Raw genomic sequence first — 22,562 nt, 5'->3', positions numbered from 1 at the left:
GCCGTGCGGTCGGCCGCCACCGGGAGGCCGGCAGTGACCGGCAGGCCGGCGACTCCTAGATCAGCCCGGCGGAGAAGGACACGCCGTCCACCGTGACCTTCCCGCCGGAGCACGACACCTTGGGCGAGTCCGTCCCCGGCACGACCACCGTCAGCAGCGACTTCGCCGCCGGGGACACCACCACGGTGGTCGCCTCCTTCGACAGGTACGTCGGCGACACCCAGCCCAGCTTGCCGCCCCGCTCCACCTTCTGCCCGCCGACCTGGTCGCACGAGGAGAACTGCAGCAGGGTGACCTTGAACTTGCCGTCGCCCAGCACCACCTTGCCGCCGCTCTTGGAGACCACCTTGAGCGAAGGGGCGAAGCGCCAGATGGTGCGGACCTTCTTGCCGCCCGAGGCCGTGTCCAGCACCGCCATCAGGTCGTCGCCATGGTTGACCAGCACCGACCTGGTACGGCTGACCCCGTACGCCTTGTCGGTCAGCTCGAACGCCTGCCGGTCCTTGCCGTACCGGGTCTTGACGAGCTTGCTGGCCGTGCGCGGCCGGAACTTCGCGCCCACCACGGTCGGCACGTTGTGCGCCTCGGGCGAGAGCGTCCAGTAGCGGTAGGAGCTCTTCTCGTAGGAGTGGAACCCGCCGTCCACCAGGATGTCGCGGCCGTGCGCGTAGTACGTCACGCCCAGGTGGTCCTCGTGGCCGTGGAACTTCATGCCCGGCCCGAACCGGATCGAGTAGTAGGCGGAGTCGGGCTTGTCCCAGGCGGTGCGGCCGTAGACGTAGCCCGCCTTGTACGTCTTGACCTCCTGCTTCGGCGTGCCCGTCTCCATCTTCGGCTCGGTCTCGGCGCTGCCGTCGCCGATGGGCACCATGTAACCGTTGGGCATGGTCGAGTGGGCGACGAACTCCTTCATCGCCTCGGCCCGCCGGGAGATCTCGCCGGGCACCTTGCGCCCGCACGCCTTCATGTTCGCCATGGCGACCTGGAGCCGGCCGTACACGTAGACCGCGTACCTCGGGGCCTGCTCCATCAGCGCGCCCTGCGCGTCCACGTCGAGCTTCACCGTGCCGGTCAGCCGCCGGCCTGCCAGGTTCGCCCAGTCCGCGCGGCCGTACCGGCAGCCGATGCCCATGAGCGCGATGTCCTGGTCGATGCCGTGGTTGTGGCCCTTCTTGTACAGGCGTGGGTCGGACAGCAGCTTGGCGTGCGTGGCCAGGCTGTCCTTCAGCCAGCTCTCGTTGACGTGCCTGCTCAGGCAGAGCAGCGGCTGGGTGCGCAGCGAGACCGGGTGGTCCTTCCACACGTAGGCCGGGGTGCCCTGGGCGCCGTACCGGTTGGCGGCCACCCAGTCCTTGGCGATCTCGGTGGCGCGGTCCAGGTAACGCTGCTCGCCGGTGTTCTCGTACTCGACGACGAGCCCGCCCATCCAGCGCAGCGAGTGGAAGACGAACTCCCACGACCGGTTCCGGTACGGGCTCGCGTCCCAGTCGATCTTCTTGCCCAGCTTGTACGCCGGCAGCCCCACCAGCGAGATCTCACCCTTCATGACCTCGTCGGGCGTCGGCGTGGCGGGCAGCCAGTCGCCCTGGCACTCGGCGGTCCTGGTCACCTTGTCGGCCGCCTGTGCCGGGCTCGCGAGGGTGCCGAGCGCGAGCGTGAGGGCAAGAGGGATCGCGAGGCGGCGCACGCCAGTTCCTTCCGGGACAAAAGATGAGGGCGGAACATGCTTTCGGAATCACGATCAACTGGTCAAGTTGAGTGCCCGATTCGTTAACCGGCCGACACCCCTCCGGGCCCCGCCTGGCGTGCGGGCAGCCCACCGCGACATGCTGGGGGCGTGAGATACGACGACCTGGTCATCCCCGACACGCCCGCGTGCCGCGGCGCGCTCGACGTGGCGGCCCAGTACCACACGCCGTCCCTGCTCAACCACTCGATCCGCGCCTACCTGTGGGCGGCGGCGTACGCGCAGGGCCACCGCATCGACTTCGACGCCGAGCTGCTCTACGTCTCGTCGATGCTGCACGACCTCGGGCTGGCGGCCGAGTTCGACAGCCACACGGTGCCGTACGAGGAGGCCGGCGGGCACGTGGCCTGGGCCTTCTGCGCCGGGGCCGGCTGGTCGCGCGAGCGCCGCACCCGCGCCTGCGAGGTGATCATCCGGCACATGTGGGAGGAGGTGCCCGTGGCGGACGACCCCGAGGGACACCTGCTGGAGCTGTCGACCGGCATGGACATCTCGGGCCGCCGGACGGACGAGATCCCCGCCGAGGTGCGGCGGGAGGTGCTGGAGCGGTACCCGCGGCTGGAGATCGCCAAGGAGTTCAGCGTGTGCATCGCCGACCAGGGCGCGCGCAAGCCGACGAGCTACGCGGCGCGGTTCGTGAGCGGCGGCATCGTGGACCGCATCCTGCGCAACCCCCTCGACTGACCCGCATCCCGCCCCGGCCCGCCGGTCGCTCTTGCCCGCCGGTCGCTCTGGCCTGCCGGTCGCTCTGGCCTGCCGGTCGCTCTTGCCCGCCGGTTGCGGCCGGCCCGCCGGCCGGGACCGCCGGGGACGGCCGCCGCAGACCCGAGGCGCGGGGCCTCTGACGTCAGGACTTGGGGGCGGCGCTCTGGACGACCTCGAACGTCCACACCTCGGACCCCGTCGCCGCGGGCCCCTGCCCGTGGCCGTGCCCCTGGGCGGGCCCCTGGCCCTGTCCCTGGCCCTGTCCCTGGCCCTGTCCCTGGCCCTGTCCCTGGCCCTGGGCGGCGTCGGCGGCGGCCTGGGCGTGACCGCGCTGGAACGCCTGGCCCTGCTGCCACTTCTGGAAGTCCTCCTCGCTGCGCCAGCGCGTGTAGACGAGGTAGCGGTCGGACCCCTCCACCGGCCGCAACAGCTCGAACCACTCGAACCCGTCGGCCGACTCCACCATCCCGGCCCGGTTGGAGAAGCGCCGTTCGAGCTCCTCCCGCATCTCGGCGGGCACGGTCAGCACGTTGATCTTCACGACGGCCACGGAGAACCCCTCTCGTCAGCGCACGACTCGGTGCGGCGAAGGTGAGGGCTCCAGGCTAACGCGGGCCACCGCCGGCACCCGATCCCGGTCGAGCGCGTCGCGCACGTGGGGCAGCGCCACCTCGGCCAGGTGCCGGCCGAGCGCGCCGATGGGCACCGACTCGTCGGCCGCCACGCGCAGCCGTACCTCTGGGCGGCCCGGCGGGCCCACCAGGTTCGCGTCGGCGTGCAGCACGCCGGGGCCGGTCGCCACGTCCGCCGCCACCGCCTGCGCCATCCCGCCCGCCGCCACGTCAGTGACGCCGGTCGGGCCGTCCTCGATGCGCAACGTCCTGCGCGTCTGCCTGCGCCCCTGCACGAACAGCCAGCGCAGGGCCAGCACCGCGACGATCAGCGCGGCCAGCGCCACCAGCCACCAGATCCCCGGTCCGGTACGCGCGAAGAAGCCCGTCACGTTGCCGTCCACGATCGTCGTCCGCGCGGCGGCCCAGTTCTGGGAGAACGCGCCCAGCCCCCGGGCCAGCGCCGACCCGCCCAGGACCGTCAGCACCAGCCCGACCAGCCCCAGCCCCCACCGGTTGCCCCGCCCGGTCTTCCTGTTCACCGGCGCTCCTTGAGGTTCACGGCCACCCGGTACGGCCGCACGGGGTCCAGCCCGGCCAGCCTGCTCAGCACCGCGCCGCGCACGTCCCGGCCGACGCCGTCCGTCTCCCGCTCGGAGGTGTCCGGCGTGACGGCGAACGTGTGGCCGCGCAGCCTGACCCGGGCCGAGCGCACGCCGGGCACCTGCTCGGCCGCGCGGGCCAGGGCCCGGGTGACGCTCTTGGGGCGCAGGCCGATGATCACGTCGGGGTCGCCGCTGCGTACCGGCACCATCCTCGGCCGGCCCGGCACCAGCGCGAGCGCCAGCGCCGCCAGTCCCAGCAGCGTCACGAGCGCCGAGCCGAGCAGCACGCGCGGGTCGGACCACAGGGTCGAGGAGGCCCAGGCCAGCATGCGGTCGTACGGGAGCCAGCGCAGCGGCCGCCCGGCCAGCGCCGAGACCGTCTCGGCGAGGACCAGCAGGCTCAGCAGCGTGAGCAGGAGGGCGGCCACGATGGCGGGCACCCTCCGCTGCGGCCGGAACGCCCGCACGGCCGCCCGATCGGCGGCCTTGGACCGCGGCGGCTCCACCGGCGCCCGATGCGCCCCGCCCGGCACCGGCATGGTGTCCCGCAGGTCCTGGTCCCGACTGTCCTGGTCGCGCATGTCCTGCGTGCTCATCAACCCTCCCCGCTCCCGCGGCCCCGTCCTCGTACCGTCATGGGAGGTCTCCGCCCAGGTCGGTCATGGTGATGTCCAGCCGGGAGACCTCCACCCCCGTCTGGTACGCGACCCGCCGGATCACGTGCTCGCGCAGCCGGGCCGCCACGGCGTGCAGCGGCGCGGGATAGGCCACGCTGACGTTGAGCCGCACCGTCGCCCGCCCGCCGTGCACCTCGCAGTCCGACGCGCGGGCCCACGGCCGCGCCCGCTGGTGCACCTCGCGCACCTCGGGCACCTCGCGGGCGGCGCAGCACGCGATCTTCGTGACCACCCGGTCGGCGACCTCCGTGCGCCCGCGCCGCTCGGGCGCGGGCAGCGGCGCGGGACGCTGCGCGGGCACCGTCACGCCGGTAGCGGTCATTTGCGCCTCACGGACAGGTTGGACAGGTTCACTTCGCCGGTCTCGGCGAACCGCCCGACCAGGAAGCCGACCGCGCCCAGCACGAGGACGAGCAGGAACGCGTTCAGGCCGCCGAACGCCCCCGCCAGCCCGAGGATGATGCCGACGGCCATGCCGATGATCGGCCCCCACTGGATGTTGTTCATGGTCCCTCCACGACGATGTCGTCCACACGCACGTTGACCCGGCGCTCTCCGGCCAGGTCCGCCACCGCCCGCCGTACGGCGTCGGCGGTCTCGGGCAGCGGGCGGTCCAGCGTGGCCACGATGGCGATCTCCACCTCGCGCTCGCCCACGGACACGCCCGTGAGCCGCTCACCCGGCAGGTACGTGGCCACCGTCCCGAACGGCCCGCCCGACAGCCCCGCCACGCCGTCGCACCCCAGCGCCCTCTCCGCCATCACCCCGGCCTCGCCGCCGGAGCCGGGCGCGGTGCCCGACGGCGTGCCGGAGCCCGGCGTGGCGCCGGGCGGTGGCGGGGTGGGCGGGGCGGGTGTCATTGGACCCGGGGTTCCTGCTCCGGGCCCTGCCCCTGCCCGTCGTGTCCCCGGTCCCGGTCGCGGCCCCAGCCGCGGTCGCGGTCCTGCTCGGGCAGGTGCACGTCGTCCACCCGGATGTTGACCTCGGTCACCTCGAGCCCGCACATCCGCTCGACGGCTCCGATCACGTTCTTGCGCACGGCCGCCGCCAGATCCGGGATCGCGGTGCCGTACTCGGTGACGAGGTCGAGGTCCACGGCCGCCTGCCGCTCGCCCACCTCGACCGACACGCCCTGGGAGACGTTCGCCTCACCGCCGACGATGCCCCGCATGCTGCCCAGGGCCCGCGCCGCGCCGCCGCCCATGGCGTACACGCCGGACACCTCGCGGGCCGCCAGTCCGGCGATCTTGGCGACGACCCCGTCGTCGATGCTCGTGGTGCCCTTCTCCGTGACCAGGGCGGACGCCTGACCGGCGCCCTCCTGTGTCCGGGCCCGTGGCACGGTACCCGTCATACCGGTTCCCGTAGGCCGATTAGACATCGTGTCCGACACGATCCGTCACCCCCTAGGTGTCTCACTAATAGGCAGTGATAACCGCTGGTAGTCCAACGAAGCCCAACAAAACGGACTCTGGGCTCATTAATGGACGGTTCCTGACTTGTGCCGACGGCGGCGCGCCGAAAAGGGTGGGCGGACCCCTCCGGCGGCGGCGATAGCCTTGTCAGGTGCGTATAGCGAGGTTCTCCACAGGCGAAGGCGTCTCGTTCGGCGTGGTCGAGGGCGGTCCCGGCGAGGAGTTCGTCTCCACGATCTCCGGCCATCCGTTCGGTCAGGTGCAGTTCACCGGCGAGCGCTTCCCGCTGTCCCAGGTGAAGCTGCTGGCCCCCATGCTGCCGAGCAAGGTCGTCGCCATCGGCAGAAACTACGCCGAGCACGCGGCCGAGCTGGGCAACGAGGTGCCGGAAGAGCCGCTCATCTTCATGAAGCCGTCCACCACGGTGATCGGCCACGGCGAGAGCATCGCCTACCCCACGTCGTTGTCCGACCGGGTCGACTACGAGGGCGAGCTGGCCGTCGTGATCGGCCGGCTCTGCCGGGAGGTGCCGGTCGAGCGGGTCAAGGACGTCATCTTCGGCTACACCTGCGCCAACGACGTGACCGCCCGCGACCTGCAGAAGAAGGACGTGCAGTTCACGCGGGCCAAGGGATTCGACACGTTCTGCCCGCTCGGGCCGTGGATCCAGACCGATCTCGACGCGAGCGACCTGGCGCTGACGACCACGGTCAACGGCGAGATCCGGCAGAGCGGGCGCACCAGCCAGCTCATCAACGACATCCCCGCGCTGGTGGCCTACGTCAGCGCGGTCATGACCCTGATCCCCGGCGACGTCATCCTGACCGGCACCCCGGCGGGCGTCGGCCCGCTCGAGATCGGCGACGAGGTCAGCGTCGGCATCGAAGGCATCGGCACACTCACGAACAAGGTGGTCTCCCGTGACTGACGTACGGGTCCGGTTCGCTCCGTCCCCAACCGGCATGTTCCACGTCGGCGGCGCCCGCACGGCGCTGTTCAACTGGGCGCTGGCCGAACAGTCCGGCGGCCGGTTCGTGCTGCGCATCGAGGACACCGACGCCTCCAGGAACCGGCCGGAGTGGACCGAGGGCATCATCTCCGCCCTCGACTGGATCGGCGTCAACGGCACCAACCCGGTGTTCGAGGGCCCCTACTTCCAGTCGGCCTACGAGCCGCAGCACCGCGAGGCGGTGGCCAAGCTGCTGGCCGACGGCCGGGCCTACTACTGCGACTGCACCCGCGAGGCCCTCGTGGCCCGCACCGGCTCCGAGCACAAGGGCTACGACGGTCACTGCCGCGACCGCGGCCTGAGCGAGGGCGCCGTCCGCTTCCGCACGCCCGACGAGGGCGTGACCGTGGTGCACGACCTCGTGCGCGGCGACGTCGAGTTCCCCAACACGGCGCAGGAGGACTTCGTCATCGCCCGCACCGACGGCTCGCCGCTCTACGTGCTGGCCAACGCGGTCGACGACATCACCCAGAACATCACCCACGTCGTGCGCGGCGAGGAACACCTGGGCAACGCCGCCAAGCAGATGCTGCTCTGGCCGGCGCTGGGCGCGACGCCGCCGGTGTGGGCGCACCTGCCGGTGATCGTCAACGAGCAGCGCAAGAAGTTGTCCAAGCGCCGCGACAAGGTGGCCCTGGAGGACTACCGCGCGGAGGGCTACCTGGCCGAGGCCATGGTCAACTACCTCATGCTGCTCGGCTGGGGCCCCGGCGAGGACCGCGAGATCATGCCGTGGTCGGAGATGGTGCCGCTGTTCAGGCTGGAGGACGTCAACTCCGCCAGTGCCTTCTTCGACGAGAAGAAGCTGCGCGCGTTCAACGGCGAATACATCCGGGCGCTGCCGCTGGAGACGTTCGAGGAGCGCTGCGCGCCCTACCTGGAGCCCTCCTGGGACCGCGAGCTGTTCAGCAAGGTCGCGGCGCTGGCCCAGACGCGCATCGCGGTCCTGTCCGAGATCCGGCAGAACGTCGACTTCCTCTTCCTCGACGAGCCGGTCTTCGACCAGGCGTCGTGGGACAAGGCGATGAAGAACGCCCCCGAGGAGATCCTCACCGGCTACCTCGACCGGCTGGAGAGCGTGAGCTGGGACCCTGAGTCGCTCAAGCAGGCGCTGGAGGAGGTCGGCGCGGCCCACGGGCTCAAGCTGGGCAAGGCGCAGGCTCCGGTGCGGGTGGCGATCACGGGCCGCACGGTGGGCCTGCCGCTGTTCGAGTCGATCGAGGTGCTGGGCCGCGAGCGCGCCCAGGACCGCCTCCGCGCCGCCCTCATCCGCCTGAAGGGCTGAGCGCGGGGCTGGCCTGGCCGGCGCGCGGCACGAGCGCGCCGGCCAGGCTGACGGCGGCTCCGGCGGCCATCGCCCACCACACGCCGGCGACGCCGAACCACGCGCTCAGCGCGTACGCGAGAGGCACCTGCGCGGCGAAGCCCGCCAGCGTGGCGGCGAGCAGCCGGCCGCCCCTCCCGCTCGCCTGCAGCACCCCGCCCACGGCGATCAGCCCGCCGAACGGCACCAGGTAGAGCGTCATCCACCGGAGGAACCCGACGGCCGCCGCCGGGTCGTCGGTGAACAGCGCGGTGGCCGGCGCGGCGAGCAGGTTCAGCACGACCGCGACCGCCGCGCCCGAGCCGAGCCCGAGCAGGAGCGGCGACCTGACGGGCTCCGAGCGGGCGGTGCGGATCATCGCCGCCTGCCGTAGCGCGTAGAACACCATCACGCCGGCCAGCATGATCTTCTGCCCGATCCCGTAGCCGGCCACCTCCGCCGTGCCGAACCCGGCCAGGATCTCCACCGTCGCCATGCCCACGAGGGCGCGGGCCAGGAAGTCTCCCGACATGGGCAGGCCGGTCCGCATCACCCCGCCACCCGTCGCCCGATCAGCCTCCCGCGACCGGTCGCGCCTCGAAGCACCGGGATGGCGCCCCGGGGCGGGGTGACGGCCCGGGGCGGGGTGGTGTGCGGGAGCGGCATCGGGTGCCGAAGCAGGGTGGCGCGCCGGAGCGGGATCGCGCGCCGGGGCGGGGTGGCCCGCCAGGGCGGGGTGGCGTGCCAGGGAGCGCAGCGCGATCGCGAGGGTGAGCGCCCGCGCCAGCACCGTCGCCACCGCGGCCCCCTGCACCCCCATCCCCAGCCCGTGGATGAACAGCGGGTCCAGGACGACCACCAGCACGTTGCAGACGATCGCGTGCCGCATGGGCAGCCGCGTGTTCCCCAGCCCTTTCAGCACGCCGTCCACGACCGTCTGGGCGAAGTACACCGGCAGCCCGCCCAGCGAGATCAGGAAGAAGTCCGCCGTCAGCGCGGGGTCGTCGGTGAACAGCGCCGCCAGCGGCTCGCGCAGCAGCACGCCGGGAACCGCCACCGCGATCGAGAAGACGCCCCACAGCAGCCAGCCCGTCCTGATCACGGGCGCCAGCGGCGCGCGCCCGTCGCGCCGCCCGACCAGCACCGTCACTCCCGTCGGCACGGCCAGGAACAGCCCGTACGCCAGGTACTCGGCCGTCGTGCCCACGGTGACCGCGGCGATGGCCGCCTCGCCCAGGCCGGCGACCCAGAGCAGGTCGATCACGCCGACCGCGACCACGGCGGAGAGCAGCTCCACGTAGATCGGCAGCGCCAGTCGCAGCATCGCATTACCTCGTTTCGCTATATATCGAATCGAGGTATAGCGGTACGATGCACCCCATGGCAAGCGGCGGTGATCTGAGCCTGACGATCCTGGGCTTTCTCGACGAGCGCCCCATGCACGGCTACGAGCTCAAGTCGCACCTGGCCGCGCTGACCGGCCACCTGCGCCCGGTCAGCGACGGCGCGCTCTATCCGGCCATCGCCAGGCTGGAGGCGAAAGGGCTGGTGGAGCGGCACGAGGAGGCGGGCGCGGCGGCGGCGCGCCGGCAGGTCCTGACGATCACGGACGACGGCCGCGCCGAGCTGCGCCGGCGGCTGCGCGAGCCCGCCGACCTCGACATCAGCGACCAGACCCGGTTCTTCGCGATCCTGGCGTTCCTGTCGGCGCTGCCCGACCCGGCCGACCAGGCGCGGGTGCTCCGCCGCAGGCTGGCCTTCCTGGAGGCGCCCGCCGGCTTCTTCCGCAAGGACGGCGCGCCGGTCAGGGCCCGGGACGAGCCGGACCCGTACCGGCGCGGCATGATCCTGATCGCCCGCGCCTCAAGCCAGGCCGAGAAGGAGTGGCTCCGCCGCCGGATCGAGGAGCTGAACGTTCCGCGGTAGCCGCGGCTTCACCGGCACGCCCTCTTGGACGGCCGGGACCACGCGGGGCGGCCCACCGCGCGTTCGCGCGGTGGGCCGCCGGGCACGTCTCAGCCGTTCAGAGCAGGCCGCGGCGCTTGAGCAGCGGCTCGATGCCGGGCTCGCGCCCGCGGAAGTTGCGGAAGGCGGCCAGCGGGTCGATGCTGCCGCCCCTGGACAGCAGCTCGCGCCGGAAGTGGTCGCCGTTCGCCCTGGTGAGCCCGCCGTTCTCCTTGAACCACTCCACGCTCTCCGCGTCGAGCACCTCGCTCCAGATGTAGGAGTAGTAGCCCGCGCTGTAGCCGCCGGAGAAGATGTGCGCGAAGTAGTTGGTGCGGTAACGCGGCCGCACCAGCGGGAAGTCGCTCCCGGCCGCCTTCAGCGCCGCCGCCTCGAACGCCTCGGGGTCGGCCACGGTCTCGCCGGGGGCCAGCTTGTGCCAGGCCCAGTCGAGCAGCGTGGCCGCGAGGTATTCGACGGTCTTGAAGCCCTGGTTGAACGTCTCGGCGGCGGTCAGCTTCGCCACCAGCTCCGCCGGCATCGGCTCGCCCGTCTCGTGGTGCCTGGCGTAGTTGGCCAGCACCTCGGGCCAGGTCACCCACATCTCGTTGACCTGCGACGGGTATTCGACGAAGTCGCGCGGCACGCTGGTGCCCGACACGCGCGGGTAGCGCACCTGCGAGAACAGGCCGTGCAGGGCGTGCCCGAACTCGTGGAAGGCGGTGTTCACCTCGTCGTACGTCAGCAGCGTCGGCCCCGAGGCCGGCTTGGTGACGTTGAGGTTGTTCATGACCACCGGCCGCAGCCCGAACAGGAACGACTGGTCGACCAGGTTGTTCATCCACGCGCCGCCGCGCTTGGTGGGCCGGGCGTACGGGTCGAGCACGAACAGGCCCAGCGGGCTGCCGTCCTCGTCGGACACCTCGAACACGGTCACGTCGGGGTGGTAGCCGCCGAGGTCGGGCCGCTCGGCGAAGGTGATCCCGTACAGCTTGGTGGCGGCGAAGAACACGCCGTCGCGGAAGACCCGGTTCAGCTCGAAGTACGGCCGCATCGCGGCGCCGTCGAACTCGTAGCGGGCCTGGCGCACCTTCTCGGAGTAGTACGGCCAGTCCCACGGCTCGATGTCGAACCCGGCCTGCTCCGCCAGCGCCTCGGCCTCCTTGCGGGCGTTGCGCACGGCGGGGCCGACGAGCTGGCCCAGCATCTCCTCGACCGCCTCGACGGTCTTGGCGGTCTGGTCGGCGACCACGTAGGCGGCGTGGCTGGGGAAGCCGAGCAGCGCCGCCCGCTCGGCGCGCAGCGCGGCCATCTTCGCCGCGATCGCGAAGTTGCCGGGGGCGCGGCCGACGCTCAGCTCGTACAGGCGCCGGCGCACCTCGCGGTCGGTGAGCTGGGCCAGGGCGGGCTGGGCGGTGAAGTTCAGCAGCGGCAGGACGTAGGTGCCGTCGTCCTTGCGCAGCGACTCGACCTTGGCCTCGTCGAGCCCGTCGAGGTCCTTCGGGTCGGTCACCACCAGCGCCGACTCCGTGCCGGCCTTGAGCAGGCTCTGCGCGAACTCCGTGGACAGCTTCGACAGCTCCTCGTTGAGCGCGCGCAGCCGGTCCTGCTCGGGCTCGGACAGGTCGGCCCCGGCCCTGATGAAGTCCTCGCGGTATTTCTCCAGCAGCCAGGACTCCTCGGCGTCGGCCGTGGTGACCTGCTTGATCCGGGCCCAGAGCGCCCGGTTGAGCCGGATGGCGTCGCTGTGCCGGGTCAGCTTCGGGGAGATCTCCTTCTCGATCTCCATGAGGCCGTCGGTGGTGTTGGACGCGCTGACGCTGAAGAAGACCGTGGCCGTGCGGTCGAGGATCCGGCCCGACCGCTCGAGCGCGGCGATCGTGTTGTCGAACGTCGGCGGCTCGCTGCTGCTCGCGATCGCGTCGACCTCGGCGAGCTGCTCGGCCATGCCGCGCTCGAACGCCGGAAGGTAGTGCTCCTCGCGGATGTCGGCGAAGGGCGGCAGTTCGTACGGCAGGCCGCTTGGGGCGAAGAACGGATTCTCGGGCAACGCTCGGGCTCCTCCACGTGGTGTTTTGTCCCCTTCAGCTTGGCACGACCGGGCGCGTGGCGGGGGCCGTGGAGAAGCCCTCGGGCAATCGTTTTGGTCTTAGCCCCGGAGCTGGGCTATTCTTTCGGACGTCGCCAAAGCGCAGCTCCGCGAGGAGAGCGCAGCGGTGGGGTATGGTGTAATTGGCAGCACGACTGATTCTGGTTCAGTTAGTCTAGGTTCGAGTCCTGGTACCCCAGCATTGTGCAACGGATGTCTCCGCCGGAGACGTCCGTTTTTCATTTCGCCAGCCGGTCGAGGATGTCCGTGATCCGGCGGTAGGCCCGGGGAGCCGGCGCGTGCGACGTCTTCACGGTGAACACCTCGAATCTGTTGCCCGGCGTCGCCTCGTCCGCCTCCCTGATCATGCGGTCCTGCAGGGCCGGCGGGATCACCCGGTCCAGCGACTGCCTCACGTAGACCCGCCGCACCCGCCCCCAGGCGTCCTTGCGGCCCCGGGCGTCCGCGCTCGACACCTGAAGGCTCTCGTCCGGCAGCGAGGAGTTGAGCATGGCGAGAAACTCCCCGTCGGTGGCCTCGGCCATGAACGCCGCCTTGGCCGCGTCGAGGAACTTCCTGTCGTTCGTGCGCCAGTTGATCCGGATGGCCTTGAGCACCCGCGGATCGCCGACGACGGCCGGCAGGATGGCGCTGCCCAGGCTCGTCCTGCCCTCCGGCGTCTCCAGGTAGTCGGCCGGCGAGCGCAGCTTCGTGCAGCAGTACGCGCCCACGTAGACCAGCCGGTCGATCAGCTCGGGCACCTCGTCGGCCGTCTTGGTGATCGTCGAGCCGCCCAGGCTGCCGCCCACCAGGACGACCGGGCCGTACCGGGAGACGCGGCGCACGACGTTCACCGTGGCCTCGACATAGTCGTCCAGCGTCACCCCGGCCATGGGGGAGGGGATCTCGGCGAGCTTCGCCAGGTCCTGCGGGGCCTGGTAGGCGCGGTGGAACTGCTGCTCCGGGCCGTGGCCCGGCAGGCTCACGCCCACCGTGCGGTGGCCGCGCAGCGCCAGCTCCGCGTCGCCGGTGGCCATGCCGTTCGAGCCGGTCACGAAGACGAACGTGGTCACCTCCTCGCGCCGGCCGGAGGAGCCGTGGGCGAGGGTGGTGGCGGCGGTGGCGGCGGCGGTGGCGGCGGTGGTGGCGGCGGTGGCGGCGGCGGTGGCCCCCGCGCCGGCGGCGGCGAGCCTGAATGCGGTTCTGCGGGTCGGAACGTTCATGTCTCGATGCTCGCCGAGGTCAGGGGCGGGCCACATCGCCCGGGCGGATGGAGGAGCGGTTGATGGCGACCATCCACCGATCGGTTGACGACTCGGTTGGCGATTTGGCCGGCGGCCCGGTTGGCGACGGCCGTCCGGCGAGCGGCCGGCGGCGGCCGCCCGGTGATCGCCGGGCGGTCATCGGACGACCGGTCGGCGGCATGCCAGGCTGGGTGTCATGAGCCGGCTCGACGGGCGTGAGAGGTGGGTCCACACGGCGCTGGCGTACGCGCTGCTGGCCGTCTCCTGCGTCGCGGCCGCCGTCACCGGCCCCGGCGCGGACCCCGGCACGGGCCCCGGCGCGGACCCCGGCACGGGCCCCGGCGCGGACCCCGGCACGGGCCCCGGCACGGGCCCCGGCACGGGCCCCGGCACGGGCCCCGGCGCGGGCGGCCGGTGGGTCGCCGGCGCGCTCTGGCCGGGGTTGCCGTGGCCGCTCCTGGCCGGGGCGGCGGCGCTCTGGCTGGCCGCCGTCCCCTGGCTGCACGCCCGCCGCGACACGCGCCGCGCGCTCGTCGTGGCCCACTATCTCGTGCTGCTGGCCCTGGCCGCGGCGCTGTCGGCCGAGAGCCTGGCCTTCGTCCTGTTCGCCTCCGCCGGCTACCCGCTGGCCATCGCGCTGCTCCCGGGCCGCCTGGTCATGGCCGGCGTCACGCTCACCGCGCTCGTCAACGTGACCACCCAGGCGGGGCCTGACGCCGGGACGACGCTGCTCACGGTCATCGCCGGCGTGGCCCTGCCGCTGGTCGCCGCGGGCTGGTACGTCTCCGCCGAGCACGACAGGCGCCGCCGCCTGGTCGAGCGGCTGCGCGCCGCCATGGACGAGAACGCCGACCTGAACGCCCGGCTCCTCGGCCAGGCCAGGCGGGCGGGCGTGCTCGACGAGCGGCACCGCGTGGCCGGCGAGATCCACGACACGGTCGCGCAGGACCTCGCCGCCCTGATCGGCCAGCTCGACGCCGCCGGCCGCGCCCCGCACGAGGAGGCCCGCCGCCGCCATCTCGCCCGCGCCTCCGAGCTGGCCCGCCGCGGCCTGGCCGAGGCCCGCCGCTCGATCAGCGCGCTGCGGCCCGAGCCCCTGGAGGAGACCGGGCTGCCGGAGGCCGTCACGCGCATGGCCCGGTCGTGGGCCGAGGCGACGGGCGTCGAGCTGCGGGTCGAGGTCACGGGCACGCCCGTCGCGCTGTCCGGGGAGGTGGAGGCCGCCCTGTTCCGCGTCGCCCAGGAAGCCCTGGCGAACGTCGCCAAACACGCCAGTGCCACCAGGACGGCCCTCACCCTCTCGTACACGGACGAACTCCTCCTCCTCGACATCCGTGACGACGGGGTCGGTTTCTCCCCGCAGCGGCCCGCTGACGGCTTCGGCCTGGACGGCATGCGGCAGCGGGTCCGCGGCGTGGGCGGCACCCTGGAGATCGAGTCGGAGCCCGGCACGGGCACGGCCGTCGCCGCCGCCGTCCCCGCCATCCCGCCGGCCGATGAGAGCCTGGAGGAGGAGCCGGCCCGCCCGGCGTCCCACGATCCCGGGCCAGGGGGAAGACCGAGATGAGACACACCGGCGGCGACGGGTCCGGGAAGGGGAGAGCGATGCCACTGCGGGTGCTGATCGCCGACGATCATCCGATCGTGCGCGACGGGCTGCGCGCGGCCCTCGGCGGGGCGGCCGACCTGGAGGTCGTGGGCGAGGCGGCCGACGGGGAGGAGGCCGTGCGCCTGGCGGCCGAGCTCGCGCCCGACGTCGTCCTCATGGACCTGCGCATGCCCGGCCTGGACGGGGTGGACGCCATCCGCCTGCTGCGCGGCACGGGGCCGAGGGTGCTGGTGCTGACCACGTTCGACACCGACGTGCTGCCCGCGCTGGAGGCGGGGGCCGGCGGCTACCTGCTCAAGGACGCGCCGCCGGAGGAGCTCGTCCGCGCCGTGCGCGCCACCCACCGGGGGGAGACCGTGCTCGCCCCGGCCGTGGCGGGCCGCCTGGCCGAGCACCTGCGCAGGCCCGCCAGGGGCCGGCTGAGCAGGCGCGAGCTGGAGGTGCTGCGGCTGGTGGCGGAGGGGGCCACGAACAAGCAGGCGGCGCGGGCGCTGTTCATCAGCGAGGCCAGCGTGAAGACGCACCTGCTGCACATCTACACCAAGCTCGACGTACGCGACCGCGCCGCCGCCGTCGGCGAGGCCTACCGCCGCGGCCTGCTCAACCGGTAGCCGCATCGCTCCGGGTGGCCGCATCGACCCGGTAGCCGCATCGCTCCGAGTGGCCGTATCGCCCCCGGTAACCGCTCGCCCCCGGGGCCGCCGGCGCGGGATCGGGCCGGGAGTTACGGGCCCGATCTGATGGGCTGATAAGCGGTTTGGTGTGGTCTTCGGGGTGCGGTAGAGTTACCTGCGTCGCCGGGGAAGCCCGGCGAAACAGCTTGTGGACAGGGTCCCGTCGTCTAGTGGCCCAGGACGCCGCCCTCTCAAGGCGGTAGCGCCGGTTCGAATCCGGTCGGGACTACCACTGCCACAAGCGCGCGAAGGTCCCGTCGTCTAGTGGCCCAGGACGCCGCCCTCTCAAGGCGGTAGCGCCGGTTCGAATCCGGTCGGGACTACGCCGCCCTCTTCTCACGAAGAGGGCTTTTCGCTTTTCCAGACCGTTGCTTTTCTGCAGCCGTCTCACGGCGCCTTTCTTTTACGGCAGGGGGGGGGCGCCCCCCCCCCCCCCAGACGCCCCGCCCCCCTCCACGGAGACGCTCCTCCCCTTCTCCCCCCGTCCCCGGCCTCTTTTTTTTGCGGGCAGGCGCCGCCCCCCCCCCCCCGCCGTAGACGCCCGGCCTCCATCCAGGGAGACGCTCCTCCCGTTCACGCCCCGCCCGCCGTTACGCGCGCCCTCTTGACCGCCCGCGTGAGAGTCGTCGGCCGAACGACGCTCCCCTCGCAAGCCGCCGGCCGATCGACCATCCCCCCGAGAACGGTCCGCGCGCCTGCGGGGAGCGTGACGGAGCTGGTCCTCCAGCCGCTTCTCCTGCTCCAGATGCTCGAACAGCTCGCGTCGAGTCCCGCCACAGCGCACGTTCGACAACCCGCTCCCACGAGGAACCAGGACGATGCGGTAAGCGATGTAGCCGCCCCCGCTACCCTCCTGGATCACCCAGCCGGGCCAGTCCCTGCGTTCACCCGTCCCTGCTTCGTCAGCGGTGTTGATGGAACGTTCCATTGTCGCCTTTCGCATGTACTGTCAGAAGGCTTCGGGGTGCCGTGCTGGACGGGACCCAGCGGCGGCGGGCATCCGCACGACCGCCACGCTCATGGGGCGTCGTCCGTGGGCGCGGGGGAGCGCTGCAGGCCCCGCCGACTCCGGACAAGGGCCGTCTGCAGGGTGAGTGCGGCGGCCAGGGAGACGGCAGTCGACCGGCGGACCGTACGGTCGACACCGGCCGTCGCCATCTCCAGCGACACCTCCTGCAACAGGCGTGCCGTCCACCACGCCTGCCCGGACGCGTCCGTCTCGCAGGCGATCGCCCACTCGGGATAGGTACGTCGCAGCACCGCCAGTTGGCGAGCCGTCCAGTCCGTGAGGTCCAAGGCGCGCTTCCTGATCTCCAGCAACTCCGTCTCTGAGCGGCAGAGCAGGTCGTACATCTCGGCGTCGGTCAGCGCCATCTCCACCATCCATCGCGGCTGTTGACGGGTTATGTCGGGAATCGCGCGCACCAGCTTTGACCAGGAGGTTCGCGCCGTCCAAGAACTTTCCGCGCTTCGATGAAAAGCGCAGTGCCATAGTGGAAGAGTTCGGGGAGAACAAACCAGAGGGCTGATTGTGGAAGGACCGATTCCACGAATCCCACGAACAAGGAGGCCGCGGATGCCTCGCCGCTCCGACGATGTGGATCCAGCGGCTTCGCCGTGGCATCTGCTCGGCTCCGAGTTGCGGCATTGGCGGGAAGACGTGTGCCGTCTCAGTCAGCAGGAGGCGGCGGCGCATGCGTTGTGCGATCGCGGCGACCTGTCACGGTGGGAGCGTGGTCTCGCCCGAGTTCACCAGGACGTGGTTCGGCGCCTGGATGGGCTATATGGTGCCCAAGGGCGGCTTGAAGCGCTGCGTGCCTTCGCCGCACAGTTCGATCGCCTTCTGCAGAACGTTCCCGAGGCTTCCGTCTCCGATCTCGCGGAGGATGGTGACATGCATCGGCGTGCAGCGATGCAATTGCTCGTCGCGTTGGGCGCGGGCGCGGTCATACCGCCGGGCACCCTGGAGACGCTCTTCTCCGGGATCGATCACGCCTCCCGGGAACTCGACTCCGACGGCTGGGAAGAGGCCGTGTGGGAGCACGGCCTGTCCTACTACATTCAGCAGCCCGGCACTATCACGTGGTCGGTGACGGCCGACCTCGCCGAAGTGTCCCGGCTCCTCCACCGGACATCCTCGCCGCCGGTCCGCGCCGGGCTGCTGCGAGCCGGCGCGCAACTCGCGGTCGTGCTGGGCATGGAGATGAGTGACATCGGCGAGCAGCGCGCAGCACTCCAGTCGTGGAGGATGGCCCGCCGCGCGGCCGACGCGACCGGCGACCGCGGCTTGCGCGTGTGGGTGCGCGGACACGAAGCGAAATATGGGTTCTGGTCCGGACGTCCCGCCCCGGTCATCGCCCGCGTGGCCGATGACGCTCTGGACATCGCCGATGGCAAACCAAGCGTCGGCCTCGCGGCGGCGTTGCGCGCCAAGGCGTTCATCTCCGCCGGACGTGGCGACGCCCCAACCGCCAGGGCAACCCTGGACGCGCTGAAGGACGTGTGCGAGAAACTCCCCGGCGACAGCGACGAGATATCGCCTTTGTGGAGCTTCGGGGAGAGAGCCGCAGCGTGGGCGAGGGCTTACTCGTCCGCCCTCATCGGCGACACGAGAGAAGCGGGCGCGGCGGTGGATGAGGCGATCGCGCTGTGCCCGGCGACGTTCACCGCCGACATCACCCACTACGAGCTGGTGCGCGCTCTGGCGCTGGTCGGCGGTGGCGACCCTTCGGGAGGGCTCGTTCATGCGGTGACGGCCGCGAGGGGGTGGCCGATCAGCACGATGCGGACCTTCACCATCGGGCGCATCCTCGACGCGCTGCCGGAGAACGCCCGGGCTCTGGAACCTGCCCAGGAGTTGCGGGCGTTGACTGTCGCCCCTCGTCCGGAAGGATGATCAGCCGGCTGGGTGACCGCGCGTACGAGAAGCCCCGCCGGCCGTACGGGCCCCCGCCGTGGGCGGTGAGGGCACGTAGGCCGGCGCGGAGATGGCCTCAGCCGGCCGAGCGGGCCTTGAACAGGGCGCGGCGGGCGGCCTTGGCCACCTGCTTGTCCGGGTGGACCTGGGAGATCAGGTCGAGGAGCTCCTCCACGTGGGCGTGGGGGATCTTCCAGATGACCTCCAGGAGGTTGTTGACCATCTCGGGGCCGATGTCGCGCAGGCTGGTGACGAACTCCGAGCGGCCCAGGCCGGCCGAGATCGTCCACATGTCGAGGATCAGCCAGTGCGTGTCGTCCTGCGTCGGCTCGGGCGCGCCCTCCACCCCGAGCTGGCTCAGGTGGGTGGCCGCGTAGGGCCGCAGCGACGGCTGCTTGAGCGCCTCCTGCCAGGCCGGGATCGCCGCCTCGCCCAGCGTGCCGACGACGCTGGCCGCCTGCACCCTGATCAGCGCGTCGCTCTCGTCCTCGGCCGCCGCCTCCAGCAGCTCCTCGGCCGCCTTGGCGGGCTCGCGCAGCCGCATCCAGGCCGCGAACTCGGCGTCGGCCTCGTCCTCCGGCAGCTCCGCGCTCAGCGCGAGCAGCTCGTGGGCGCTCATGGACTCGATCGCGGGCCGGGCGTCCACCTCGATGTCGGCGTCGTCGATCAGGTGGACGACGCCTTCGGTGCCGAGCGGCGTGAGGCGGACGACGTCGTCCTCGACCTCGACCATGCCGTAGCCGGTCAGCCACTCCAGCGCGGAGTCGAGCGGGTCGCCCGCCGCCTCCCAGGCGTCGCCGCCCAGCTCGTCGAGGTCGGCGGCGGCCTCGGCCAGCTCACGCGCCAGCTCGGCGCGCGGGCGCGAGCCGCCGGCCAGCAGCAGCCGGACCAGCAGGCCGCGCGTCAGGCCGGCCAGGGCCATGGTGAGGTCGTCGTCGTCGAGCTCCGGGTCGCCGTAGTCGACCGAGTGCAGCCCGAGCATCCAGGCGTCGAGCACGTCCTCGTCGTCGTCGAACGGCCACTCCGCCGTGTCGTCCTGGACCGCCACCGTGCCGGCCTCGCCCGGCTCGAGGAACTCCAGGTCGACGGCGAGGTTCCAGATGTTCCACAACTGGGGCACGGCCTCGGACACCGGGCCGTCGGTCACGGGCCTGGGCAGGCCCGTGGCGGCCAGCGCCTCCTCGACCTCGGCGTCGGTGAGCAGCGTCTCCTCGCCCACCTTCCGCCCCGACCCCACCCACACGGCCAGATCGCGGGCCTTGGCGATCAGCGGCGCACGCCGTGCCGCCTCGGCCAGCTCGGAGTCGGGCCGGAGCCTGATCGTGTCGAGCTCGGCCAGGTCGTCGGCGAACGGCTCGAAGTCGCCCAGGTCGCCGGTCTCGTCCTCCTCGTCGTCGCCGTCGGACTCGTCGAGCAGCTCCTCCATGAGATCGACGAACTCGTCCTCGACGTCGTCCAGCTCGGCCTGCAGCTCCTCCAGGGAGTCGGAGCCCTTGTTCAGCCGGCCGGTCTGGGAGAGGAACGTCAGGTACGCGTCCACGGCCGGGAGCATCCCGTCGGCGGCTGCGTCGGGATCCTCCACGACCTTGGGCATGCGGTCCAGCAGCAGGTTACGCAGGTCGGCACGCTTCCACGTGCCGAGGTCCTGCGAGAAGGCGAGACGGTGCCACAGCGCCGCAGGCCCCACGAGCTCGGGGTCGCTACCGGGGGCGTTCGCACGCGCCCACATGATGAACTCTTCGAGCAGGGGTCGCAGCTCAGTGGCGGCTACCTCGATGCGATCGGTCACGCACTCAGGCTAGTGCGCCGGGGAGGCAGTCGGCTCCCCAAATACATCCTTTTGCTGATCATGACGTGCGCCGCATGGCCTCGGTGATCCGTTCGGCGGCGGCCATCACGGGCACCGCGTGGAGCCGTCCGGGCGCCCGCGTGAGCCGCTCGATGGGGCCGGAGACGGACACCGCCGCGATCACCTTGCCGCCGCTGCCCCTTATCGGCGCGGAGACGCTGGCCACCCCCTGCTCGCGCTCGCCCACGCTGTGGGCCCAGCCCCGGCGCCGCACGGAGGCGAGCGTGGCGGCGGTGAACTTGGCGCCGCGCAACCCGCGGTGCAGCCGGTCGGGCTCCTCCCAGGCCAGCAGGATCTGCGCCGCGGAGCCTGCCGTCATGGGCAGCGCCGAACCCACCGGAACCGTGTCACGCAGGCCGCTGGCCCGTTCGGCCGCGGCCACGCAGACCCGCTCGTCACCCTGGCGGCGATAGAGTTGCGCACTTTCTCCCGTCAGATCCCTGAGCTGCATCAGCACCGGCGCGGCCACAGCCAGCAGCCGGTCCTCGCCGGCCGCCGTGGACAACTCGGAAAGCCTCGGGCCCAGCACGAACCGGCCCTGTGTGTCACGACTCACAATGCGGTGGTGCTCAAGAGCGACGGCCAGCCGGTGGGCAGTGGGTCGGGCCAGGCCGGTGGCCTGAACGAGCTGAGCCAGAGAAGCGGGTCCCGCTTCCAGGGCGTTGAGTACAAGAACGGCCTTGTCGAGTACTCCGACTCCGCTAGAGTTGTCCATACACCGATACTGCAGTCTCGACATATGAGAAAGCAAGTCGGATGATTCTCAAGGAGGAGATCATGGGCCGCACACTGGCCGAGAAGGTCTGGGAGCAACACGTAGTCCGTCGCGCGGAGGGCGAGCCGGACCTGCTCTATATCGACCTGCACCTCATCCACGAGGTGACCAGCCCGCAGGCGTTCGACGGGCTCCGTCTCGCCGGCCGGAAGGTGCGGCGGCCCGATCTCACCATCGCGACCGAGGACCACAACGTCCCGACCGTGCTCGGCCCGATCGCCGACCCGGTGTCGAAGACGCAGGTCGAGACGTTGCGCAAGAACGCCGCGGAGTTCGGCATCCGGCTGCATCCGATGGGCGACGCCGGTCAGGGCGTCGTGCACATCATCGGCCCGCAGTTCGGCCTGACCCAGCCCGGCATGACGATCGTGTGTGGCGACTCTCACACCTCCACGCACGGCGCGTTCGGCGGCATCGCGTTCGGCATCGGCACCTCCGAGGTCGAGCACGTGCTGGCCACGCAGACGCTGCCCGCCTACCGGCCCAAGACGATGGCCATCGAGGTCTCCGGCGAGCTGCCCGCCGGCGTCACCGCGAAGGACCTGATCCTGGCCATCATCGCCAAGATCGGCACCGGCGGCGGCCAGGGCTACATCGTGGAGTACCGCGGCGAGGCCGTGCGCAAGCTCTCCATGGAGGGCCGCATGACCATCTGCAACATGTCGATCGAGGCAGGCGCCCGGGCCGGCATGATCGCGCCGGACGAGACCACGTTCGCCTACCTCAAGGGCCGCAAGCACGCCCCGCAGGGCGAGGCGTGGGACCAGGCGGTCGCATACTGGAAGACGCTGCGCACCGACGACGACGCCGTGTTCGACAAGGTCGTGGAGATCGACGCCTCGACGCTGACCCCGTTCGTCACGTGGGGCACCAACCCGGGCCAGGGCCTGCCGCTGAGCGAGTCCGTCCCGAGCCCCGAGTCGTTCGACGACCCGGTCGCCCGCTCGGCCGCCGAGCGCGCGCTGGAGTACATGGGGCTGACCGCCGGCACGCCGCTGCGCGAGATCGAGGTCGACACGGTCTTCGTCGGCTCGTGCACCAACGGCCGCATCGAGGACCTGCGCTCGGCCGCCGAGATCCTGCGCGGCCGCCAGGTCAAGACCCGCACGCTCATCGTGCCCGGCTCGATGATGGTCAAGAAACAGGCCGAGGAGGAGGGCCTGCACGAGGTGTTCAAGGCCGCCGGCGCCGAGTGGCGCGAGGCCGGCTGCTCGATGTGCCTGGGCATGAACCCCGACACGCTCAAGCCCGGCGAGCGCAGCGCCTCCACCTCCAACCGCAACTTCGAGGGCCGCCAGGGCAAGGGTGGCCGCACCCACCTGGTGTCGCCGCAGGTCGCCGCCGCGACCGCCGTCACCGGCCGCCTGACCGCGCCCGCCGACCTGTAAG

General features: G+C 71.8%; 22 protein-coding genes and 3 tRNA genes. 11 read left to right on the top strand and 14 right to left on the bottom strand.

Annotated features, from left to right (window positions below):
• Positions 1–55 precede the first annotated feature (55 nt).
• Complete coding sequence (locus IO39_RS07985) at positions 56–1,687, bottom strand: heparinase II/III family protein (protein WP_245641859.1); 1,632 nt, start codon at positions 1,685–1,687, stop codon at positions 56–58.
• Positions 1,688–1,837: 150 nt separating this feature from the next.
• On the opposite strand from IO39_RS07985, the gene IO39_RS07980 reads away from it, so the two are divergent.
• Positions 1,838–2,431, top strand: a complete 594-nt coding sequence (locus IO39_RS07980; protein ID WP_043618403.1) for an HD domain-containing protein — start codon at positions 1,838–1,840, stop codon at positions 2,429–2,431.
• 163 nt (positions 2,432–2,594) lie between these two features.
• Here the strand turns inward: IO39_RS07980 and IO39_RS07975 are convergent, their stop codons facing one another.
• Genes IO39_RS07975 through IO39_RS07945 form a run of 7 tightly spaced genes read right to left on the bottom strand, consistent with a single transcriptional unit; the run spans position 2,595 to position 5,726 of the window.
• The gene (locus tag IO39_RS07975) at positions 2,595–3,002 is read right to left on the bottom strand and encodes an antibiotic biosynthesis monooxygenase family protein (RefSeq protein WP_043618402.1); all 408 of its coding nucleotides are present in this window, start codon (positions 3,000–3,002) and stop codon (positions 2,595–2,597) included.
• Positions 3,003–3,017: 15 nt separating this feature from the next.
• On the bottom strand, positions 3,018–3,605 hold the full coding sequence (locus IO39_RS07970; protein ID WP_043618399.1) for an Asp23/Gls24 family envelope stress response protein: 588 nt from the start codon (positions 3,603–3,605) through the stop codon (positions 3,018–3,020).
• Positions 3,602–4,264, bottom strand: coding sequence for a DUF6286 domain-containing protein (locus IO39_RS07965; RefSeq protein WP_157548019.1), 663 nt, complete (start codon positions 4,262–4,264; stop codon positions 3,602–3,604). Before IO39_RS07965 ends, IO39_RS07970 begins: the two co-directional genes overlap by 4 nt.
• A 37-nt stretch (positions 4,265–4,301) precedes the next feature.
• Complete coding sequence (locus IO39_RS07960; RefSeq protein ID WP_043618397.1) at positions 4,302–4,667, bottom strand: Asp23/Gls24 family envelope stress response protein; 366 nt, start codon at positions 4,665–4,667, stop codon at positions 4,302–4,304.
• Positions 4,664–4,852, bottom strand: a complete 189-nt coding sequence (locus IO39_RS07955) for a hypothetical protein (RefSeq protein ID WP_043618394.1) — start codon at positions 4,850–4,852, stop codon at positions 4,664–4,666. Before IO39_RS07955 ends, IO39_RS07960 begins: the two co-directional genes overlap by 4 nt.
• Positions 4,849–5,205 (bottom strand): Asp23/Gls24 family envelope stress response protein, encoded by a 357-nt coding sequence (locus IO39_RS07950; protein WP_245641858.1) that lies wholly within the window; start codon positions 5,203–5,205, stop codon positions 4,849–4,851. The genes IO39_RS07955 and IO39_RS07950 overlap by 4 nt, the downstream gene beginning before the upstream one ends.
• Positions 5,202–5,726, bottom strand: a complete 525-nt coding sequence (locus IO39_RS07945) for an Asp23/Gls24 family envelope stress response protein (RefSeq protein ID WP_043618391.1) — start codon at positions 5,724–5,726, stop codon at positions 5,202–5,204. Before IO39_RS07945 ends, IO39_RS07950 begins: the two co-directional genes overlap by 4 nt.
• Positions 5,727–5,911: 185 nt before the next feature.
• Here IO39_RS07945 and IO39_RS07940 point away from each other — a divergent pair, with 185 nt between their 5' ends.
• Both IO39_RS07940 and gltX read left to right on the top strand, forming a co-directional pair.
• Entirely contained in the window at positions 5,912–6,688 is a 777-nt protein-coding gene (locus IO39_RS07940) for a fumarylacetoacetate hydrolase family protein (protein ID WP_043618388.1), read from the top strand.
• Positions 6,689–6,722: 34 nt separating this feature from the next.
• A complete protein-coding gene (gene gltX / locus IO39_RS07935; protein ID WP_043618385.1) occupies positions 6,723–8,054 on the top strand; it encodes a glutamate--tRNA ligase in 1,332 nt (443 codons plus the stop codon).
• Here gltX and IO39_RS07930 read toward each other — a convergent pair.
• Positions 8,035–9,396, bottom strand: coding sequence for an MATE family efflux transporter (locus tag IO39_RS07930; RefSeq protein ID WP_052422582.1), 1,362 nt, complete (start codon positions 9,394–9,396; stop codon positions 8,035–8,037). The two genes, gltX and IO39_RS07930, sit on opposite strands and share 20 nt — an antisense overlap.
• A 56-nt stretch (positions 9,397–9,452) precedes the next feature.
• Here IO39_RS07930 and IO39_RS07925 point away from each other — a divergent pair, with 56 nt between their 5' ends.
• Positions 9,453–9,998, top strand: coding sequence for a PadR family transcriptional regulator (locus tag IO39_RS07925; protein WP_043618382.1), 546 nt, complete (start codon positions 9,453–9,455; stop codon positions 9,996–9,998).
• Positions 9,999–10,095: 97 nt separating this feature from the next.
• Here the strand turns inward: IO39_RS07925 and IO39_RS07920 are convergent, their stop codons facing one another.
• Positions 10,096–12,066: a M3 family metallopeptidase gene (locus IO39_RS07920; protein WP_052422581.1), complete on the bottom strand. Its 1,971-nt coding sequence runs from the start codon at positions 12,064–12,066 to the stop codon at positions 10,096–10,098.
• Between the two features lie 167 nt (positions 12,067–12,233).
• Here IO39_RS07920 and IO39_RS07915 point away from each other — a divergent pair.
• Positions 12,234–12,305 (top strand) — tRNA-Gln (locus IO39_RS07915).
• A gap of 39 nt (positions 12,306–12,344) precedes the next feature.
• On the opposite strand, the gene IO39_RS07910 is transcribed toward IO39_RS07915, so the two are convergent.
• The gene (locus IO39_RS07910) at positions 12,345–13,328 is read right to left on the bottom strand and encodes an alpha/beta hydrolase (protein WP_084772464.1); all 984 of its coding nucleotides are present in this window, start codon (positions 13,326–13,328) and stop codon (positions 12,345–12,347) included.
• 217 nt (positions 13,329–13,545) lie between these two features.
• On the opposite strand from IO39_RS07910, the gene IO39_RS07905 reads away from it, so the two are divergent.
• From IO39_RS07905 to IO39_RS07890, 4 genes are all read left to right on the top strand, one after another.
• A complete protein-coding gene (locus tag IO39_RS07905) occupies positions 13,546–14,916 on the top strand; it encodes a sensor histidine kinase (protein ID WP_052422580.1) in 1,371 nt (456 codons plus the stop codon).
• A gap of 38 nt (positions 14,917–14,954) precedes the next feature.
• The gene (locus tag IO39_RS07900) at positions 14,955–15,569 is read left to right on the top strand and encodes a response regulator (RefSeq protein WP_043618379.1); all 615 of its coding nucleotides are present in this window, start codon (positions 14,955–14,957) and stop codon (positions 15,567–15,569) included.
• Positions 15,570–15,788: 219 nt separating this feature from the next.
• Positions 15,789–15,864, top strand: a tRNA-Glu gene (locus IO39_RS07895).
• 18 nt (positions 15,865–15,882) lie between these two features.
• Positions 15,883–15,955 (top strand) — tRNA-Glu (locus tag IO39_RS07890).
• Between the two features lie 694 nt (positions 15,956–16,649).
• On the opposite strand, the gene IO39_RS07885 is transcribed toward IO39_RS07890, so the two are convergent.
• A complete protein-coding gene (locus IO39_RS07885) occupies positions 16,650–17,006 on the bottom strand; it encodes a hypothetical protein (protein WP_157548015.1) in 357 nt (118 codons plus the stop codon).
• Between the two features lie 202 nt (positions 17,007–17,208).
• On the opposite strand from IO39_RS07885, the gene IO39_RS07880 reads away from it, so the two are divergent.
• Entirely contained in the window at positions 17,209–18,528 is a 1,320-nt protein-coding gene (locus IO39_RS07880) for a helix-turn-helix domain-containing protein (protein WP_084772461.1), read from the top strand.
• Positions 18,529–18,625: 97 nt separating this feature from the next.
• Here the strand turns inward: IO39_RS07880 and IO39_RS07875 are convergent, their stop codons facing one another.
• Positions 18,626–20,338 (bottom strand): hypothetical protein, encoded by a 1,713-nt coding sequence (locus tag IO39_RS07875; protein WP_043618370.1) that lies wholly within the window; start codon positions 20,336–20,338, stop codon positions 18,626–18,628.
• Between the two features lie 58 nt (positions 20,339–20,396).
• Entirely contained in the window at positions 20,397–21,113 is a 717-nt protein-coding gene (locus tag IO39_RS07870) for an IclR family transcriptional regulator (RefSeq protein WP_043618626.1), read from the bottom strand.
• 62 nt (positions 21,114–21,175) lie between these two features.
• Between IO39_RS07870 and leuC the strand changes: the two genes are divergently transcribed.
• Positions 21,176–22,561, top strand: a complete 1,386-nt coding sequence (leuC, locus tag IO39_RS07865; protein ID WP_043618624.1) for a 3-isopropylmalate dehydratase large subunit — start codon at positions 21,176–21,178, stop codon at positions 22,559–22,561.
• Position 22,562: the final 1 nt, after the last annotated feature.

The sequence above is a fragment of the Nonomuraea candida genome (assembly GCF_000725485.1).
GTDB classification, from domain to species: Bacteria; Actinomycetota; Actinomycetes; order Streptosporangiales; family Streptosporangiaceae; genus Nonomuraea; species Nonomuraea candida.
This window is presented reverse-complemented; position numbering and strand designations above follow the sequence as displayed.